Raw genomic sequence first — 17,241 nt, forward strand, 5'->3', positions numbered from 1 at the left:
CGTGACCCCTCCGGCTCACGTCCACCCGCGCTCGTACGGCGCAACACACCCGGGCGCACGTATGACCGCGACGTCCGGTCGCGCGTACGGGGTCGCGCTAGGCCCGGACGAGTTCCACCTGGACCTCGACCTCCACCGGCGCGTCCAGCGGCAGTACCGCCACGCCGACCGCGCTGCGGGCGTGGACGCCCTTGTCGCCCAGGACCTCGCCGAGGAGTTCGCTGGCGCCGTTGATCACGCCCGGCTGGCCGGTGAAGTCGGGGGCGGAAGCGACGAAGCCGACGACCTTCACCACGCGCGCGACGCGGTCGAGGTCACCGGCGACGGACTTCACGGCGGCCAGGGCGTTGAGCGCGCAGACGCGGGCGAGTTCCTTGGCCTCCTCCGGCGTGACCTCGCCGCCCACCTTGCCGCTGACCCGGAGCCGGCCCTCCACCATCGGCAGCTGGCCGGAGGTGTACACGTACGGTCCGGACTGCACGGCCGGCTGGTACGCGGCCAGCGGCGGCACCACCTCGGGCAGCGTCAGACCGAGCTCGGCCAGCTTCGCCTCGACGGCGCTCACGCCTGCTTCTCGCGCTTCAGGTAGGCCACGAGCTGCTCGGGGTTGTTCGGCCCGGGCACGACCTGGACGAGCTCCCAGCCGTCCTCGCCCCAGGTGTCCAGGATCTGCTTCGTGGCGTGGACGAGCAGCGGCACGGTTGCGTATTCCCATTTACGGTGGCACGGTGAGGCCATGATCGTTCCCGAGGTAGTGACTGGCATGAACTTTCACGTAGCAGCATACGGACGACAGTCGTACGGCCGAGTAAACGGCAGCGAAGCGAGCCCGGCGGCACAGCGGGCAGCGAACCACGCGCGCTACGAGACGTTCGCCGCCGAGGTCGCACGGGATGGCCGAGAGGCCAAGTGGTGCGGTCACTTCGAGGACGTGGGCATATCCGCGTTCAGCGGGGTTGAGCGGCCAGACTTTGAGCGGCTGATCCGTGAGTGCCGCATGGGCCGCGTCAACGTGATCATCGTCTACAACATCAGTCGTCTGTCTCGGCTCGAACCGACAGACGCCCTCGGCATCGTCAACGAACTGTTGGGGATCGGCGTAACGATCATCAGCACGACCGAGGGCGTGTTCCGCCAAGGCAACATCATGGATCTGATCCATCTGATCTTCCGTCTTGACGGAGCGCACCAGGAGAGCAAGAACAAGAGCACCGCCGTTCGGGACGCTGTGAAGCAAGCGCGGGCCCTCGGCGGGTACGTCGGCGGTAAGGCGCCCTACGGCCGGAAGCTGCGGCAGGAGACCCGGCACAACGCCGACGGCAAGCCCATAGCCATTCAGCTACTCGACACCGACGCCGAACAGGCCAAGGTGATTCAGCGGGTGTGGTGGATCATCCGCAAGCACAAGAACCGCGCGGGCGCCGACGACACGGCGACGACAGACAGCCGATCCGTGCCCGGTTCCCTCGGGAGCATCGTTGCTCAGCTCAACGCTGACGGAGTGCCGACGCAGGGCACCGACCGGGGCAAAAAGACGGCCGGGGGTGCGTGGCATATCAAGACGCTGGCCGCCATGCTCCGTCACCCGCAGTTGGCCGGTTTCGCCACGGAACCGATCTACGAGCCGCAGAAGAAAGACCCGAGCAAGATGCGGGTAGTCGGGCACCGCATCCGGCGGGACGACAGCGGGGCACCGATCCAGGCATGGGAACCGATCCTCGCGCCGGGCGACTGGTTCGAGTTGCAGGAGTGGCTAGACAGCCGTCCGAAGCGCAAGTTCGAGAACCGGACCACGGCCCTACTCACCAGCATGGAAGCTCTCTACTGCGAGTGCGGCCGACCCAAGAGCGCCAACAACGCAGCGCGCCCGGTCGGCGGTTCCTACTTCTGTTCTCGGCCGTCCGGCACCAAGCCCAAGCCGGGTGAGCACGAGGGCGGTTCGTACATCAGCCGCGCGGGCGTTGATGATCTTGTGGCCCGGCGCATCTTCGCTGTCATCAGCTCCGGTGAGGACGACCCCGAGACGGGCGACATCTTGGCCGCAGCGGCACAGCGGTACGGGGAGGCCAACGAGAGTCCGGAACGGGCGCAGGAGCGAAGCGCACTGCTTGGTGAGCGGGCCGACGCTGCGCGCGCCCTTGACGGACTGTTCGACAACCAAGCCCGGTACATGGCTACCGAGATCGGTGCACGTCGCTGGCAGCGTGACGTGGACGCACAGACAGCGCGACTCCAAGCGGCGGACGCTGCCCTTGCCGACCTCGGGGAGTCGGACGTTCCCGTGTTGCCCATCGATGCATGGTTGGAACACGACCTCTGGCCGGACGACGAGGGTTACGACCCCATCGGGCCCGGCTCATGGTGGGGGAAAGCGTCGCTCAACGACCGGCGCGCGCTGGTGAAGCTGTTCATCGAACGTATCGAGATTCGTAAGGCACGGCCGGACGAAAAGAGCCGAGGAAACAAGGCCGAGGCCGTCATTGAACCTCGGGTCACCATCACATGGGCCAAGCCTGCGCAGCGAGCACAGCAAACCGCCGCCTAGGTCGGACAGCGAACAAGGGCCCCGCTCCTGGAAGTACAGGGAGCGGGGCCCTTTGCCATGCCCTAGAAAGCCACAGACGGCCGCGTGAGCGCCGTTCGGGTGACCGCCGTTCATTCCCCTCGGCCGACCCCCTGAAAGGCCGTCAGAGCGCCACACGCAAGCGCGCAACCGAGCAACCACCCAAAGTGATCACAGGAACCGCCGGCAACTATGTAACGAATCAATAACGGCACTGTCGGCTATGACCGTTCCGCCACCTATGCGCTTAAGCGACTCAATCTCTGGACCCCGAGGGCAGCGAGTGACGCCGACCCAAACGGCGCCCGCTGGGTTAACCGTGCTCGCTGTTCCTCGCGCGCTCTTAACCGACGCAATCTCTCAGCATTGAAGGCACCCGCCGAGGGTGCTTTTTCTTTGCCCTGAATTCCGATGCATCGAAGAGAGGACTACCCCATGCGCGCCAAGTGCGAATGCGGACAGCCGCTCAAGCCGTACTGCGGTAAGGGACAGCGGCCCCGCTGGTGCAGTCGCTCATGCCGTGACCGTGCCTACTACCAGCGCTGCACCTACGGCACCACCCGATAACCACCTAGGAACGTTCCTAGGTTCAAGAGAGGACACGCGAAATGACCGAGGCAGAAAAGCAGCGCGCCCGCGTTGACCAACTGATTGTGTGGGTCGAAGAACGTTTGGAAATGCTCGGCGATTACGGCCGACTCTCCGCCGAGGAACTTGTGTTTCCGGACCCTCACCGCACCCCCGACGCTCCCGAGAGTCAGCCGCGACAGCGCATGACCAAGCGGAACGCTTACCTTGACGCTTGGAAGGCTGACAAGTGACCGCCACCCCCGTTGAGATCCTGCCCCGACTAACCGCCCGAGACGGCACGGACGTTGACCGCGCCGAATTCCTCGCTGATCGACTCGCCGGCCGACTGATCTACGTAGAGGGTCCCGGTTGGTACGCGTGGGATCGTCGCCATTGGGTGAACGACAGCACGCGTGACGCTGTGGCCCGTGGCATGGTTCACGACGTTTCTAACGACCTCTTGCGGGAGGCAGCGAACGGCGGAGACGGCCGACTTATCGACGCTGCAAAGGCACTCCGCATGTCTCGTCTGATCACAGCGGCACTGCAAGAGCTACAGGCCATGCCGGGAATTCGTCGCAGCGTGGATGATCTCGACACTGACCCGTCGCTGTTGAGTTTCCGAAACGGAACCGTTGATCTGCGAACCGGCAAGATGCACTCGCACGACCCGGCCGACCTGATCACACGCATTATCGATGTGAACTACCGGCCAGACGCCGAATGCCCGAGTTGGCTTGAATTCCTTGATTCCTCGCAGCCAGATGACCCGGAAATGCACACGTTCCTACAGCGGCTAGCGGGCTACGCCATTACGGGCGAGACGCGCGAGGAATGTCTAGCGTTCTTCTACGGGTCCGGCCGTAACGGTAAGGGTGTATTCACCGAAACCCTCGGTAAGACGTTCGCCGCTGTCACCACGTCGCAGGAATCCGAGTTTTGGGAGAAGCAGCGGAACGGCCGTAACGGCTCCCTTGTGGCCAAGCTGCACGGGGCCCGGCTGGTTCTCTCGTCCGAGATGACAGCGGCCCGGTTGGATGAGGCTTTCGTGAAGCTGTTCACAGCGGCGGACCTACTGACGGCAAACCAGAAGTACAAGCCTGCCTATGACTTCACGCCCTCGGCGCTACTCATCATGTCCGGCAATGACAAGCCAACCATTCGCGGAACCGATGAGGGCATTTGGCGACGCTTCCGCTGTGTCCCGTGGGATGAGTCGTTCATCGGCCGAGAGGACAAGGGGCTAAAGGGCCGCCTACTCGATGAGGCCGAGGGAATCGCCGCATGGGCCGTCCGTGGTGCTGTCGAGTGGTACGCACACGGGCTGAATGAGCCAGAGCGGGTCACCCGAGCAACGGACGAATACCGCGAGGAATCCGACCCGTTCGCGGATTGGGTGGCCGACAATTTCGAAGCTGCGCCGGATGAGTTCGTGCCTAACAGCGAGATCAAGCAGCGAGGAGAGCGCGCGCATCCTCGGCTACCCGGTTCGCCGCAGAGTTGGTCTAAGGCTGTTGCCCGACACTTTGGCGGGGAGACGGGACAGCGCCGGGTGAACGGCCGAAAGGTTCGCGGCGTGGTCGGGGTGCGTGCACTGGCAGAAGACAGCGTGTGGGGCGGAATGCGCGGCTAAACAGCGGGTGGGGACGCTTGGGACACTTGAGAGTCTGTTTGCAGTAACTCTCTCCATACGCGCATGGGGGAAGGTTTGTGCAACTGAGCTTCGAAGTGTCCCAGGTGTCCCCGAGCCTTTCCCGCTGTCGCGCTTTCGCGGCTTTCCCGCTGTCACGCACCCGGTTCGGTATCGATCACGTAACGCTTAACGCCACGACAACGAATAGTGACGCCTATATGGCCGACCCGCTTAAGGAACTCACTCTCTGAAGTGTGCGGACGGCGGTTTCGTTCCTCGGGTTATGCGTGCTCTCCACGTGATGACCGGTCGGGCTCTCCTTGGCTCGGCCGGTCCTCTCACCCACCTAGGAACGTTCCTATGTCCGCCTGCGGCTGTCACCCGCAATCATTCTGAATCTTCGGTGAGTTGAAGTCACGCGTGCACTGCGGCGGACTCCTTACCGGTCGGGCCCCCTTGCCCGCTGTGGTCTGTGACAGAGACCCGGCGAGTAAGGGGGCTTTTTTGTTTGCCCGAAAGGAACACACCCATGCCAGCAATTCACGACATGGCGCATGAGGGGAGCGGCGGAAACTCCCGACTCAACACAGCGGCCATGCAGGACCCGGCGGAGTCCACTTCCCGCAATCATGCACAGCGCACGCGCGACGAGTCGTCCGTCGGCCTGGATTACTCAGACGTCTACGAGGAACGCGCGCAGCGTAAGGAATCCGAGGCGTCGTCCTTGCGGTTCCATAAGGGCCGGGAAAAGGCCGAGCAGGACAGGAGTGATCCGATCCGAAAGGCCGTGAGTGCGTACGAGAGTCGAATCCATATGCCGCCCGCTTTCTACGACGAAACCGATCCCCGCTGGATTAGCCGCGAGGATTGGGAAGCTGACCGTGCCCAGTGCGAGGAACTACGGGACAGCTACGAGGCAAAGCTAGTCGGCAAGGAATTGGCCGAAAAGATCGCCCGTCGCCGATTCATTTTCTGAGAGGAACGCGCACCATGACTGACCCGAGCGACCTAATCACAGACGACGTTCTAGCGCTGTCCATCATCCGGCATGGCTCGCTGGCCCCGGATGCTGCGGAGACTCGTTGGGAGGCCGTACGCGCCGCGTTCGAAAACGTGGAAAGCCTTTCTGACCGCTGGTACGAACTGAACGAGGCAGCGAGCGACGCCCGTGCGGCTGCGGTAGCGGCAAGTGCCGAGGCCGTAACCGGCGGAAAGAAGACGCCGGCCGGTGGCGCTGCAAAGGTCCTAGAGGCCGAACTAGCCGTAGAGGGTTGCGGCGTGGCCATTCGCAAGGCCATTGCCACTCTGCGGGATGCACGCCGGTCTTATGACGCGCTGTGGGATGACACGGCGTTCGTCGCTGAATACCGCGAGGCCGTGGCGGCCGAGTTTCTCAAGCGCCGCAAGGCGGTTCTAAAGGCATTCAACGAGCTTGATGCCAACCTGCCCGCGCTTGCCGAGGCTTACGCACTGCTCGGGGATTTCACGCTTGACCACCTGCTAAGCGACGCGGTTACCTCTCTTGAGTTCGACGGTCGACCTATGGCAAACGCAAGCGTGTTCATGCGTCCTCACCGCAGTTGGCTTGCGCCGAAGCTCTCCGAGGCAATGACCGAGGTTCGCCAGTACATGACGAACGATGACCCGATTACCGGCGGAACACTTCTTGCCGAGGATCTGGACACGGTGGCCGCAGCGCTGCCCGACCTAGTGGATAAGCGCTATGAGCAGTGGCAGGACGACCTAGCGGCTGCGCGTATTGAGCAGTACGGCGTAGACCACAACACCGACACGGGCCGTCGCTACGGCTGAGTTTTCCAACGGGGCCGAGGGTCCTACTTCTGCCCTTGGTCCCGTTGGCCGGCTCGCTGTCGGCAAGCAATTCGCCTTGGCTCGCGCTGACATGTAGCGCTCCGTGATGGGGGCTGTTGTCACGCTGTGTGGCCAAGGGGGTGGGAAGGGACCCCAATTCGGAAGGGATTTTCACCGCCCACGTATAGCAGTTGGCCCGATGCGTGCCCGCACCCCCCACAGCCCCAGCAACCCGTGACCCACCGTAAGGAGGTGGCATGCCCAGTAACCGCCGGTCGGACACGTTCCGTAAGGAACTCATTGAGGAATTCGACCTTGACCCGGACCATGCGCGCATCGTTGATCAGGCAGCGCGCATCCTTGACGAACTCGACCTAATGGAATCGGCCATTGCGGAACGCGGCGCAATTGTGCAGGGTCGATACGGCCCGCAGATCAACCCCGCACTAGAGCAAGCTGATAAGCACCGAAAGACGTTTATGGCTCTGCTCAAGTCGCTTAACCTTCCGCGCGAGACTCACGCCGAGATCATCGACATGACCGAGGCGACAGCGGCCAAGGCTCGCAGCGAGGCAGCACGTAAGGCCGCACGCGCACGATGGGAGAAGCGAGCATGAGCCGTCGCCGTTATTCCTCGGTTGCGCCGCTGCCTGTTCGTATCGAGCGGCTACTAGCAACCGCCGAGCCGTCCCCGGAAATGGTGCGCGCTGTGCTCCGCGAACACCCGGATGCCGCCAAGCTGTACAGCGAGGATGCCGCCGACTGGCTTACCGATCGGGAGTTTTCCCCGCCGTTTTCTGTGACCGGCGACGAGGCCGAGGTGAGCGCCGAGGTAAACCGGGACCATGCAATAGACGGTTGGCTGCGCGGGATCGTAGAGGGCAACCTTTCTCGCTCTCCGCTGTATTCGGCGCGAATGATTGGCTTTGGCATCCCGCCGCTTGAGTCATCCGTTTTGCATCTGCCCCGACTCCGTTGGTCGGCCCGCTGTGTTGAACGCCAGCGCGAGCTAAGCACCTAGGAACGTTCCCAGGTCCCTAAGTTCCGGCGCGTAGCTACCGCCGGTCGAGTACGCCGCTCCCCGATTTCCCTTCCTTTCGGGTTGAGCGGCGTACTCATTTTCAGGAAGGGATTACCAACCCATGCAACTACCGCCATACGCCCGGTTCTCTGCCACTGTTGGCCGGCCGCTGTTAAACAAACCTATGGGAGGACGTAATCATGGAACCGACCCGAGTTGTTTGGACGCCTAACGGCTGGATTCCCTCGGACGCACCGGCCCGACCGGGGTTCGTGGCCTACCGATTTCCGCAGACCCTTGACCCCGAGGGGCCAGACCCGTTCGCGGAATATGTAATCCGCGCGCCACGGCCACCACGACCGCGAGACGGCCGACCGAGAAACTATGGCCGTCGCTGATGTTCGTACAAATCGATATCGACTACGGCGCACGTAAGCGGTGCCGAGAGTGCGGCCGGCTGCGGGACCTACGTTGCTTTGCAATGGGCCCGTCGCAGCCGGACTACTACCGGCCCGAGTGCGTGGACTGCGAGTCGGCAGACTGGCTAACCCTTCCCGGTATTGGGTAGCGACGACCGTTAAATAGTCACCACTCGTTCCGGCCGTTGAACCACCCAATGAGGTACCCGACCGCCATTTCCAGCGAAGGGAGAGGCCAGCCGGGGTTCTCCTCGGGGCCCGGCTGGACAAAGTAGCTAGGTTCGGGTGCCCCGGGCAGCGGCAGGTCTTCGATGATCCAGAGCCGGTGACTTACGTCCGGTTCGCTGTCGGGGTAGTGCATGTAGAACCACCCGCAAAGTTGCCCCGTATCCCGCCGCTCGAACCACTCGAACCGGCAAGATCCTACGTATTCGGTATCGCCCAACTGGCGTGCCATTTTCGCTGATCCTCCGTCAATTAGTCGTAACACTCTGACCTAGGAACGTTCCTAGGTGACCCCCGAGGGCCCTACCGGCTGTCGGGGGTTTTCGCGTTTATGCCGCCGAGTCGAGAACGGCCCTCACCTCGGGTACGTCGGCGTACTCCGCGAGCCGTGCCAGCACCACCCGCACCCGCTCCGCTGTCCGCTCGCTGGCCACGTCCGCCGACAGCGAGAGCACGCGTTCGGCAACGGCTGCCGCCTCCTCGGGTTCGTTCGCGTCGGCGTAGGCAACGGCAAGCCATGAGAGGTACAGCGCTAGTTCGCGGGTGTGCGTGGCGTCGTATTTCCCGAGGACTTCCCGCAGCAACGGAACGGCGCGAAGCGGTCGGCGCAATTCCGTATAGACACGAGATTCCATTACTTGCAATTCCCCGGCGTCCACCCAATAGAGGTACGCCGGTTCCTCGGTTTCCTCGTTGTCCTCGGCAAGTGCTTCGCTCGCTTCCCCGAGGGCCCGCATTGCGTGCTGCGCATTCTCGGTTCCTCCCGCTTTTGTGGCCGCCCAAGCCACCCGATCGAAGTACAGCGCGCGAGCCTTTGCCGGTGCGTCCGGTCCGGCCCCGTCAAGCGCAGCCCGGGAAAGGTCTAGACCTTCCAACTCCCGCCCGGTGTTGGAGAGTTGGTAGGCGAGTGATCCGGCAAGGTTCCCGGCAAGGGTCCGGTCCTCGGCCTGTGTCGCTGCGCTCAGACCTAGCCGGTAGATCCGTTCCGCCTCGGCGTACTGTCCGGCGTCACTCGCAATCCACCCTGCAATTTGGGCCAACTCGCCAATCTGCACCAGGAGCTGACGGCCCGTCAGGTCCGCGTATGAGTGTTCCCGGTACAGCCGGACGGCCCGCCGCAACTCCCGCAGCGCTGGCCGCATGAGATCCCCACCGGCTAGGTAGTCGTCGGCGAGCCGTAGGCCGTGCACCCGCTGTTGCAAGTCGGCCACCTGGGCTATGCCGACACGGGCCCCTGCACGGGCCGCCAGAGGCTCTAGCGGGTCCTCGGCGGGCAGGAAGTCGGACAGCGTGGGGAGCGGCGGTTCTGCGGGCGTCTGTGGGGCGCACAGCGCCTCTACGGGAACGGCCAGCGCCGCAGCGAGGAACGGCAACCATTCGCGCGGCGTGCGCTTACCCGTCTCCCATCGGCTGACTTCCTGTCGGCCTACCGGCTCACCGACTACGCCGGCCGCCCGGCAAACCTCCCGCGCTAGCCGTGCCTGACTCCACCCGAGCCGTTCCCGCTCTCCCCGGATGTTGGCCCCAATGCTGCTCCCCATGTCTCCAGTCTGGCCGACACCGGGCCTACACGTGGCCGCTAGTTCGAGATCCATTACGGCCGGACGCTGGACCCCGATTTGCCGACAGCGAGGGGACGACATGACCACCACGCAGTTACGCGAGAAAGGCGCGGCGCTCGAACCGGTCGGGGTGGAGGGTTGCGGGACATGCGCCGCGCTGTCTGGGTCTCGGCAAATCGCGCGTGATGCGGGAGCGCTCGACGCCGTGGCGCGCTGCAATCGAGAGATCGGAAACCACCCGCACAGACAGAGTGCCCGCGCTGGCGAAATGCGGATTTGGGGCGTGGTGCAGTGAACCGGTATCCGGGGGCCCCGGTCGAACTCCCGCTAGACGACTGGCTGTATGAGGCACGGCCGGTTGCCGGTTGCGAGACGTGCCAGAAAGCAGCGCGAGCACTCGACGCAGCGAAGCGTGCCGGTCGGTCGGGGGACCGGTTCGACGCTGCGCGGATCATCCGGGCTCACCCGCACGCCAAGGGAACGTGACTATGGAGCCGACGAGACTGGAGAGCGCGGAAAGCCCGGAACAGTGGTGGACGCAGTACGGCGGGAACCGTGACAGCGCGTCCGGCGTGATCGCGTTTCCCCCGCGTTCCCTTCCGCCGTGCCGGTTTCCGTGCGCGCTGTGCGAGAGGGGGAGCGATGCGCGACGTTGACCGCTGGCTACGCGAACCCCGGCGCGGGCCGGTCGACCCGTCGTCTTGCGTCGTCTGTGCGGCGCTGCGCGGAAACATCGTTGCGGCCAACCGGACGGACGACTTGGCCCTTGGCTTGGCCACGCTGTCCGCCATGCGCGTTCACAAGCAATTCGGGCATCAGGACTGGGTGCGTGATCCGGCACCCGCTAGCCGGCCCGCCTGAATCTCCGTCCCTCCCGTGGTCTGTGTCGGTGCAGCGCGGTAGGGGCGGACCCTCGGCCCCGTTCGTCTGCTCCCCCCGTGGCAGATGGGCGGGGCTGCTGGCGTTTCCGCAGGTCAACGCACCGTTTCTCATGCAACCGTATGTGGTGTAACTTTTGCGTATTCCCACTTGGTCATGCGGCCGACTCTAGCCGCTGGCCGGGGTGGCTCCGGCGGCCGGTCACGGCGACGTTGTCCACAGCCCCCGGCGTACTCCGCGCGCGGACTGGTTAGGCTCGAATACGTGAGCAGGCTCCAGGTCGTCAGCGGCAAGGGCGGAACCGGCAAGACCACGGTGGCCGCGGCCCTCGCGCTGGCCCTGGCCACCGAGGGGAAGCGCGCGCTTCTCGTCGAGGTCGAGGGTCGCCAGGGCATCGCGCAGCTCTTCGAAACGGAGGCGCTGCCTTATGAGGAGCGGAAGATCGCCGTCGCTCCCGGGGGCGGGGAGGTGTACGCCCTCGCCATCGACCCCGAACGGGCCCTTCTGGACTACCTCCAGATGTTCTACAAACTCGGCAGCGCCGGACGGGCCCTGAAGAAGCTCGGCGCGATCGGCTTCGCGACCACCATCGCGCCCGGCGTCAGGGACGTCCTGCTGACCGGCAAGGCGTGCGAGGCGGTCAGGCGCAAGGACAGGAACGGACGGTTCGCCTACGACTACGTCGTCATGGACGCCCCGCCGACCGGCCGCATCACGCGCTTTCTCAACGTCAACGACGAGGTGGCCGGACTCGCGAAGGTCGGCCCGATACACAATCAGGCGCAGGCGGTGATGCGGGTGCTGAAGTCGCGGGAGACCGCCGTGCACCTGGTGACGCTGCTGGAGGAGATGCCCGTCCAGGAGACCGCGGACGGCATCGCCGAGCTGCGGACAGCACGGCTCCCGGTGGGGCGGGTCATCGTCAACATGGTCCGGCCCGCGGTGCTGGACGCGGCCGGTGTGGACCTCGTACGGAGCACACCGCGCACGGCGCTCGCGCGGTCGCTGTCCGCGGCCGGACTCGGCGGGGCGCGGCGGGGCGGGCACGCCGAGCGGCTGGTGGACCCGCTGCTGGCGCAGGCCGAGGAGTACGCCGAGCGGTTCGCCCTGGAGCAGGAGCAGCGGGCCGCCCTCGGCGAGCTGGACCTGCCGACGCACGAACTCCCACTGTTCGCCGAGGGCATGGACCTGGCGGGCCTGTACGAACTGGCCCACGAGCTGCGGAAGCAGGGGATCGCATGAGTCCGGAGCCGTCCCGGCACCAGGAGGGCGCGCGGAGCCTCTCCCCCGCGCGCGTGCTCGACGTCGACCCGCTGCTGGAGGACCCGCAGACCCGCATCGTGGTGTGCTGCGGGTCGGGCGGGGTCGGCAAGACGACCACCGCGGCGGCCCTCGGCCTGCGCGCGGCCGAGCGCGGCCGCAAGGTGGTCGTCCTCACCATCGACCCGGCCCGGCGGCTCGCCCAGTCCATGGGCATCGACTCGCTCGACAACACCCCGCGCCGGGTGAAGGGCGTCGACGACTCGGCGGGCGGTGAGCTGCACGCCATGATGCTCGACATGAAGCGCACCTTCGACGAGATCGTCGAGGCGCACGCGGACCCGGGCCGGGCGGCGGCGATTCTGGGGAACCCCTTCTACCAGTCGCTCTCGGCGGGCTTCGCGGGCACGCAGGAGTACATGGCGATGGAGAAGCTGGGGCAGCTCAGGGCGAGGGACGAGTGGGACCTCATCGTCGTCGACACCCCGCCGTCCCGCTCGGCGCTGGACTTCCTGGACGCGCCCAAGCGTCTCGGGTCCTTCCTGGACGGCAAGCTGATCCGCGTCCTGCTGGCCCCGGCGAAGGTGGGCGGCCGGGCCGGGATGAAGTTCCTGAACGTCGGCATGTCGATGATGACGGGCGTGCTGGGGAAGGTGCTGGGCGGGCAGTTCCTGAAGGACGTGCAGACCTTCGTGGCCGCGATGGACTCGATGTTCGGCGGCTTCCGTACGCGCGCGGACGCGACGTACAAGCTGCTCCAGGCGCCCGGGACGGCGTTCCTGGTGGTCGCTGCCCCGGAGCGGGACGCACTGCGCGAGGCCGCGTACTTCGTGGAACGGCTGGCGGCCGAGGACATGCCGCTGGCCGGTCTGGTGCTCAACCGGGTCCATGGCAGCGGCGCCGACCGGCTGTCGGCCGAGCGGGCGCTCGCCGCTGCGGAAAATCTTGAGGATTCCCGCATTGTGGATCAGAACGACGGGAAAGCTGGTGATCGTAACTCCCGTGACCTGCAAGGCAGTTCAGACTCCCCCGAGCCCGAGCACGACCGCGATCCCAACTCCTCGTCCGATTCCGACTCCTCGTCCGACACCGAGCCCGGCCCGTCCGCCGAGACCGACCCCGGCCCTGCGTCCAGGACCGACCCCGCCTCCGAGCCCGAAGTCTTGACCGAGCCCGAGCCCTTCGCCGGGCCTGAGTCCGAAGCCTTCGCCGAAGCCTCCTCCGAGGCTTCGGACGCACCGGAGCGGTCCGTCGACCGGCTCACCGCGGGCCTGCTGAGGCTGCACGCCGACCGGATGCACCTGCTCGCCCGCGAGCAGCGCACACGTGACCGCTTCACCGCGCGTCATCCCGAGGTGGCGGTCACCGAAGTGGCCGCGCTGCCCGGTGACGTCCACGACCTCGCGGGCCTGCGGGCCATCGGGGCCCGCCTCGCGACGGGCCGGCCCGAGCTGCCCGAGCCCGGGGCCTGACCGGGCCGGGGGTGTACGCGCCTGGGGGTTGACCCGGCCGCCTCAGCCCACGGCCGCGAAGTTCTCGTAGACCTCGTCGTCGAGGGGCACGATGCCGGCCCCTCGTTCGTACTCCGTCCGCGCCGTCTCCAGCAGTCGGCGCCAGGAGGTCACGGTGGGCCGCCGGCGCAGCAGCGCGCGGCGTTCCCGCTCCGTCATGCCTCCCCACACGCCGAACTCCACGCGGTTGTCGAGCGCGTCGGCCAGGCATTCGGTCCGCACCGGACATCCGGTGCACACCGCCTTGGCCCTGTTCTGTGCTGCTCCCTGGACGAACAGTTCGTCCGGATCGGTAGTGCGGCAGGCAGCCTGCGCACTCCAGTCGGTTACCCAGCCCATACTGGCGCCGTCCTCTCCCGAATCGAGGCTCCCCCACGGCGGCAGCGGCATATTCACCGCCGCCAGTTGAGGACGTTACGGAAGGTGGGCACAGCGCAACACCCCCTTCGGGCCCAATCTTGGATGGCCCGAACGGACTATGGGTAAGCGGCAGATCACCCGGGGGAGTGACCTGGCGACATGCGCGACGATCCCGGCATTAGGGTCATCTCTGTTGCACCACAACGGACACCGATCGACACACAAGGCGGTTTCGGACACTCAACTCACACGCCGCGATGCGCGCCCGTACACTTCAACGCGCCCCCCAGCGAGGCCTCTCGGAAAAAAACCGAGCGGATCCGGAACGCTTCGGGGTCGCCGGACGTATTGATACATGGCCTCACTGCTGTGACAGTTGAGTGCAGCTTAGGCCAAGGCATATACGCGTGTCCGGCGAATGAGAACGTAGGCTGCCTCCATGCCAAACAAGCGCTCGGGCGGTGGTCTGTCGCCAACGCAGCAGGCCGCCAAGTTTCTCGGTGTCAGTGTGCTCGCGGGAGCAGTGCTGGCCGGCATCGCGTTGCCCGCCGTGGGCGCGCTGGGGCTGGCGGCCAAGGGGTCGGTGGAGAGCTTCGACGCTCTCCCGGCCAACCTGAAGACTCCCCCGCTGAGCCAGCGCACCGCCATCCTCGACGCCGAGGGCGGCACCATCGCCACGGTCTACTCGCGCGACCGCACGGTGGTCGCCCTGAAGGACATCTCGCCGTACATGCAGAAGGCGATCGTCGCGATCGAGGACTCGCGCTTCTACGAGCACGGCGCGGTCGACCTGAAGGGCGTCCTGCGCGCGCTGAACAAGAACGCCCGCAGCGGAGAGGTCTCCGAGGGCGCGTCCACGCTCACGCAGCAGTACGTGAAGAACGTCTTCGTGGAGGAGGCCGGCGACGACCCGACGAAGGTCGCCCAGGCCACCCAGCAGACCATCGGCCGCAAGATCCGCGAGCTGAAGCTCGCCATCCAGGTCGAGGAGGAGCTGGGCAAGAAGAAGATCCTCGAGAACTACCTGAACATCACGTTCTTCGGCCAGCAGGCCTACGGCATCGAGGCGGCCGCCCAGCGCTACTTCTCGAAGCCCGCCAAGGACCTCGACCTCCAGGAGTCCGCCCTCCTGGCCGGCATCGTCCAGTCCCCCAGCCGCTACGACCCGGTCAACGACGAGGCCGAGGCCGTCAAGCGGCGCAACGTGGTCCTCACGCGCATGGCACAGGTCGGCGACATCTCCGCGGCGGAGGCCGACGAGGCCAAGGAGGCGCCGCTCGGGCTCAAGGTCAGCCGGCCCAAGAACGGCTGCATCACGGCCGTCAAGGGCGCGGGCTTCTTCTGCGACTACGTACGCGCGGTGTTCCTGAGCGACCCGGTCTTCGGCAAGACCAAGGAGGACCGGGCCAAGATCTGGAACCAGGGCGGTCTGACGATCCGCACGACGATGAGCCCGCAGGCCCAGGAGTCGGTGCAGCAGTCGATCAAGGACCACGTCTACAAGATGGACGAGGTGGCGACCGCGGCCACCATCGTCGAGCCCGGCACCGGCAAGATCGTCGCGATGGGCCAGTCCCGTCCGTACGGCGTCGACATCAAGAACGGCGAGACGACCCTCAACCTGTCCGTCAACGCCGCCATGGGCGGCGGCGCCGGCTACCAGCCCGGTTCGACGTTCAAGCCGATCGTGGCCGCCGCCGCCCTCGAGGGCGGCATGCCGGCCAACAAGACGTACTCCTCGCCGTACGAGATGGACTACCCGACCCCGGTCGCGGCCTGTGACGGCAAGTCGTGGAACGAGAAGGGCGCCGAGCTCACCAACGAGAACGAGTCGGAGGTCGGCCCGTACGACATGAAGGAAGCGACCGCCAAGTCGGTCAACACCTACTACGTACAGATGATCAGCGACATCGGCATCTGCCCGGTGACGCAGATGGCCGAGAAGATGGGCGTCGAGCGCGCCAACGGCAACAAGCTGGAGCAGACGCCGTCCATCGCCCTCGGTGTCACCGAGGTGTCCCCGCTGACCATGGCGAGCGCCTACGCCACCTTCGCGTCGCGCGGCATGTACTGCACGCCGGTCGCCATCGAGTCGATCAGCCAGCGGGTCGGCCAGAAGAGCAAGTCGCTCGAGGTCCCGAAGTCCACCTGCTCCCGGGCCATGTCCGAGACCACCGCCGACACCGTGAACACGCTCCTCAGGGGCGTGGTCGAGGACGGTACGGGCCAGCAGGCGGGCCTGGACAGCCGCCCGAGCGCCGGCAAGACCGGTACGACCGACGAACGCTTCGCGGCCTGGTTCGTGGGTTACACGCCGGACCTCGCCGGCGCCGTGTGGGTCGGTGACCCCAAGCACGAACGGCAGATGGTCGACATCACCATCGGCGGCGTCCCGCACGAGAAGGTCTTCGGCGGCGGGGTGCCCGGCCCGATCTGGGGCGACATGATGGCAGGCGCGCTGGAAGGCACCTCGCCCACCCCCTTCAACCTCGTCGACATCCCGGACAGCGGGGAGACGGACAGGGGCCGGGGCGACGACGGCGGCCGGGACGACGGCGGCAACGGCGACGACGGCAACGGCGACGGCGGCGGCAACGGCGACGGCGACGGCGGCCTCATCGGCGGCCTGGTCGACGGCGGCACGGACAACGGCGGCACCGGCGGCGGCTTCCCGGGGACCGTCTTCCAGGGGCAGGGGAACGGCGGCACCGGCGGACGGCGCGACTAGACCCCCGACCGCCCCTGTCGTACACAGGACCGGCGGCCCCTTCCTCCACGGAAGGGGCCGCCGGTGTTCGTGGCCGTACCCGCCCGGCAGGGACCCGGCCGGGGCGGGAACACGGTGGTCAGCCGGCCAGCAGCTTCTTGACCGCGGCGGCGACCCGGCCGCCCTCGGCCTGCCCGGCCACCTTCGGGTTCACGATCTTCATGACCGCGCCCATGGCCCGCGGCCCCTCGGCACCGGCCGCCCTCGCCTCCTCGACGGCCTGCGCGACGATCGCGTTCAGCTCGTCGTCGGACAGCTGCTTCGGCAGGTAGGCGGCGAGCACCTCGCCCTCCGCCTTCTCCCGCTCGGCCTGCTCGGGTCGACCGCCCTGGGCGAAGGCGTCCGCGGCCTCGCGGCGCTTCTTCGCCTCGCGGGTGATCACCTTCTGCACCTCGTCGTCGGAGAGCTCCCGCTTCTCCTTCCCCGCGACCTCCTCCTTGGTGATCGCGGCGAGCGTCAGCCGGAGCGTCGAGGAGCGGAGCTCGTCGCGCTCCTTGATCGCGGCGTTGAGGTCGTCGTGCAGCTTCGACTTGAGCGTGGTCATGGAGGTGATTGTCGCAGGTGCGCAAGGCAGGGCGCCCGCTGATTTCAGGGACCTTCCCGCGGGCCCCGCACGGTCGGCTCCCGCTCCGCCTCCGCCACGGCTTCTGAGACGATGG

General features: G+C 66.4%; 16 protein-coding genes. 11 read left to right on the forward strand and 5 right to left on the reverse strand.

What is annotated here, in order from left to right; translation table 11 throughout:
• Positions 1-97: 97 nt before the first annotated feature.
• The gene (locus ACVV2G_RS27125) at positions 98-565 is read right to left on the reverse strand and encodes a RidA family protein (protein WP_453845389.1); all 468 of its coding nucleotides are present in this window, start codon (positions 563-565) and stop codon (positions 98-100) included.
• Positions 562-738, reverse strand: coding sequence for a Sp36 family protein (gene sp36 / locus ACVV2G_RS27130; RefSeq protein ID WP_210964068.1), 177 nt, complete (start codon positions 736-738; stop codon positions 562-564). The genes ACVV2G_RS27125 and sp36 overlap by 4 nt, the downstream gene beginning before the upstream one ends.
• On the opposite strand from sp36, the gene ACVV2G_RS27135 reads away from it, so the two are divergent.
• The 7 genes from ACVV2G_RS27135 to ACVV2G_RS27165 all read left to right on the forward strand — a co-directional run bounded on the left by ACVV2G_RS27135 (position 737) and on the right by ACVV2G_RS27165 (position 7,599).
• Complete coding sequence (locus tag ACVV2G_RS27135) at positions 737-2,545, forward strand: recombinase family protein (RefSeq protein WP_453845390.1); 1,809 nt, start codon at positions 737-739, stop codon at positions 2,543-2,545. The genes sp36 and ACVV2G_RS27135 overlap by 2 nt on opposite strands.
• Positions 2,546-3,171: 626 nt before the next feature.
• The gene (locus ACVV2G_RS27140; RefSeq protein ID WP_453845391.1) at positions 3,172-3,384 is read left to right on the forward strand and encodes a hypothetical protein; all 213 of its coding nucleotides are present in this window, start codon (positions 3,172-3,174) and stop codon (positions 3,382-3,384) included.
• Positions 3,381-4,766: a DNA primase family protein gene (locus ACVV2G_RS27145; protein ID WP_453845392.1), complete on the forward strand. Its 1,386-nt coding sequence runs from the start codon at positions 3,381-3,383 to the stop codon at positions 4,764-4,766. The genes ACVV2G_RS27140 and ACVV2G_RS27145 overlap by 4 nt, the downstream gene beginning before the upstream one ends.
• A gap of 529 nt (positions 4,767-5,295) precedes the next feature.
• The gene (locus tag ACVV2G_RS27150; RefSeq protein WP_453845393.1) at positions 5,296-5,742 is read left to right on the forward strand and encodes a hypothetical protein; all 447 of its coding nucleotides are present in this window, start codon (positions 5,296-5,298) and stop codon (positions 5,740-5,742) included.
• Between the two features lie 14 nt (positions 5,743-5,756).
• Positions 5,757-6,578, forward strand: a complete 822-nt coding sequence (locus tag ACVV2G_RS27155) for a hypothetical protein (protein WP_453845394.1) — start codon at positions 5,757-5,759, stop codon at positions 6,576-6,578.
• A gap of 257 nt (positions 6,579-6,835) precedes the next feature.
• A complete protein-coding gene (locus ACVV2G_RS27160) occupies positions 6,836-7,195 on the forward strand; it encodes a hypothetical protein (protein WP_453845395.1) in 360 nt (119 codons plus the stop codon).
• Positions 7,192-7,599 carry a hypothetical protein gene (locus ACVV2G_RS27165; protein WP_453845396.1) on the forward strand — a complete coding sequence of 136 codons (408 nt, stop codon included), beginning with the start codon at positions 7,192-7,194 and terminating at the stop codon, positions 7,597-7,599. Before ACVV2G_RS27160 ends, ACVV2G_RS27165 begins: the two co-directional genes overlap by 4 nt.
• Positions 7,600-8,572: 973 nt before the next feature.
• Here the strand turns inward: ACVV2G_RS27165 and ACVV2G_RS27170 are convergent.
• Complete coding sequence (locus ACVV2G_RS27170) at positions 8,573-9,784, reverse strand: helix-turn-helix transcriptional regulator (RefSeq protein ID WP_453845397.1); 1,212 nt, start codon at positions 9,782-9,784, stop codon at positions 8,573-8,575.
• A gap of 100 nt (positions 9,785-9,884) precedes the next feature.
• Between ACVV2G_RS27170 and ACVV2G_RS27175 the strand changes: the two genes are divergently transcribed.
• From ACVV2G_RS27175 to bagB, 3 genes are all read left to right on the forward strand, one after another.
• On the forward strand, positions 9,885-10,100 hold the full coding sequence (locus tag ACVV2G_RS27175) for a hypothetical protein (RefSeq protein WP_453845398.1): 216 nt from the start codon (positions 9,885-9,887) through the stop codon (positions 10,098-10,100).
• Positions 10,101-10,948: 848 nt separating this feature from the next.
• Positions 10,949-11,926, forward strand: coding sequence for an ATPase BagA (bagA, locus tag ACVV2G_RS27180; protein ID WP_453845399.1), 978 nt, complete (start codon positions 10,949-10,951; stop codon positions 11,924-11,926).
• Positions 11,923-13,416, forward strand: coding sequence for an ATPase BagB (bagB, locus tag ACVV2G_RS27185; protein ID WP_453845400.1), 1,494 nt, complete (start codon positions 11,923-11,925; stop codon positions 13,414-13,416). Before bagA ends, bagB begins: the two co-directional genes overlap by 4 nt.
• A gap of 42 nt (positions 13,417-13,458) precedes the next feature.
• Here bagB and wblA read toward each other — a convergent pair whose 3' ends face one another.
• The gene (gene wblA, locus ACVV2G_RS27190; RefSeq protein WP_451627503.1) at positions 13,459-13,794 is read right to left on the reverse strand and encodes a transcriptional regulator WblA; all 336 of its coding nucleotides are present in this window, start codon (positions 13,792-13,794) and stop codon (positions 13,459-13,461) included.
• A gap of 460 nt (positions 13,795-14,254) precedes the next feature.
• Between wblA and ACVV2G_RS27195 the strand changes: the two genes are divergently transcribed.
• On the forward strand, positions 14,255-16,543 hold the full coding sequence (locus ACVV2G_RS27195) for a transglycosylase domain-containing protein (protein ID WP_453845401.1): 2,289 nt from the start codon (positions 14,255-14,257) through the stop codon (positions 16,541-16,543).
• Between the two features lie 118 nt (positions 16,544-16,661).
• On the opposite strand, the gene ACVV2G_RS27200 is transcribed toward ACVV2G_RS27195, so the two are convergent.
• Positions 16,662-17,126 carry a GatB/YqeY domain-containing protein gene (locus tag ACVV2G_RS27200; protein WP_024885779.1) on the reverse strand — a complete coding sequence of 155 codons (465 nt, stop codon included), beginning with the start codon at positions 17,124-17,126 and terminating at the stop codon, positions 16,662-16,664.
• Positions 17,127-17,241 lie beyond the last annotated feature (115 nt).

This window comes from Streptomyces sp. JK94 (assembly GCF_053613315.1).

Excerpts from the sequence above, each read along its gene's own strand:
- sp36 (WP_210964068.1), bottom strand. The coding sequence starts at position 738 with ATGGCCTCACCGTGCCACCGTAAATGGGAATACGCAACCGTGCCGCTG.
- ACVV2G_RS27150 (WP_453845393.1), top strand. The coding sequence starts at position 5,296 with ATGCCAGCAATTCACGACATGGCGCATGAGGGGAGCGGCGGAAACTCC.
- ACVV2G_RS27200 (WP_024885779.1), bottom strand. The coding sequence starts at position 17,126 with ATGACCACGCTCAAGTCGAAGCTGCACGACGACCTCAACGCCGCGATC.
- ACVV2G_RS27135 (WP_453845390.1), top strand. The coding sequence starts at position 737 with ATGATCGTTCCCGAGGTAGTGACTGGCATGAACTTTCACGTAGCAGCA.
- ACVV2G_RS27175 (WP_453845398.1), top strand. The coding sequence starts at position 9,885 with ATGACCACCACGCAGTTACGCGAGAAAGGCGCGGCGCTCGAACCGGTC.
- ACVV2G_RS27155 (WP_453845394.1), top strand. The coding sequence starts at position 5,757 with ATGACTGACCCGAGCGACCTAATCACAGACGACGTTCTAGCGCTGTCC.
- ACVV2G_RS27170 (WP_453845397.1), bottom strand. The coding sequence starts at position 9,784 with ATGGGGAGCAGCATTGGGGCCAACATCCGGGGAGAGCGGGAACGGCTC.
- ACVV2G_RS27140 (WP_453845391.1), top strand. The coding sequence starts at position 3,172 with ATGACCGAGGCAGAAAAGCAGCGCGCCCGCGTTGACCAACTGATTGTG.
- wblA (WP_451627503.1), bottom strand. The coding sequence starts at position 13,794 with ATGGGCTGGGTAACCGACTGGAGTGCGCAGGCTGCCTGCCGCACTACC.
- ACVV2G_RS27195 (WP_453845401.1), top strand. The coding sequence starts at position 14,255 with ATGCCAAACAAGCGCTCGGGCGGTGGTCTGTCGCCAACGCAGCAGGCC.
- bagB (WP_453845400.1), top strand. The coding sequence starts at position 11,923 with ATGAGTCCGGAGCCGTCCCGGCACCAGGAGGGCGCGCGGAGCCTCTCC.
- ACVV2G_RS27160 (WP_453845395.1), top strand. The coding sequence starts at position 6,836 with ATGCCCAGTAACCGCCGGTCGGACACGTTCCGTAAGGAACTCATTGAG.
- ACVV2G_RS27165 (WP_453845396.1), top strand. The coding sequence starts at position 7,192 with ATGAGCCGTCGCCGTTATTCCTCGGTTGCGCCGCTGCCTGTTCGTATC.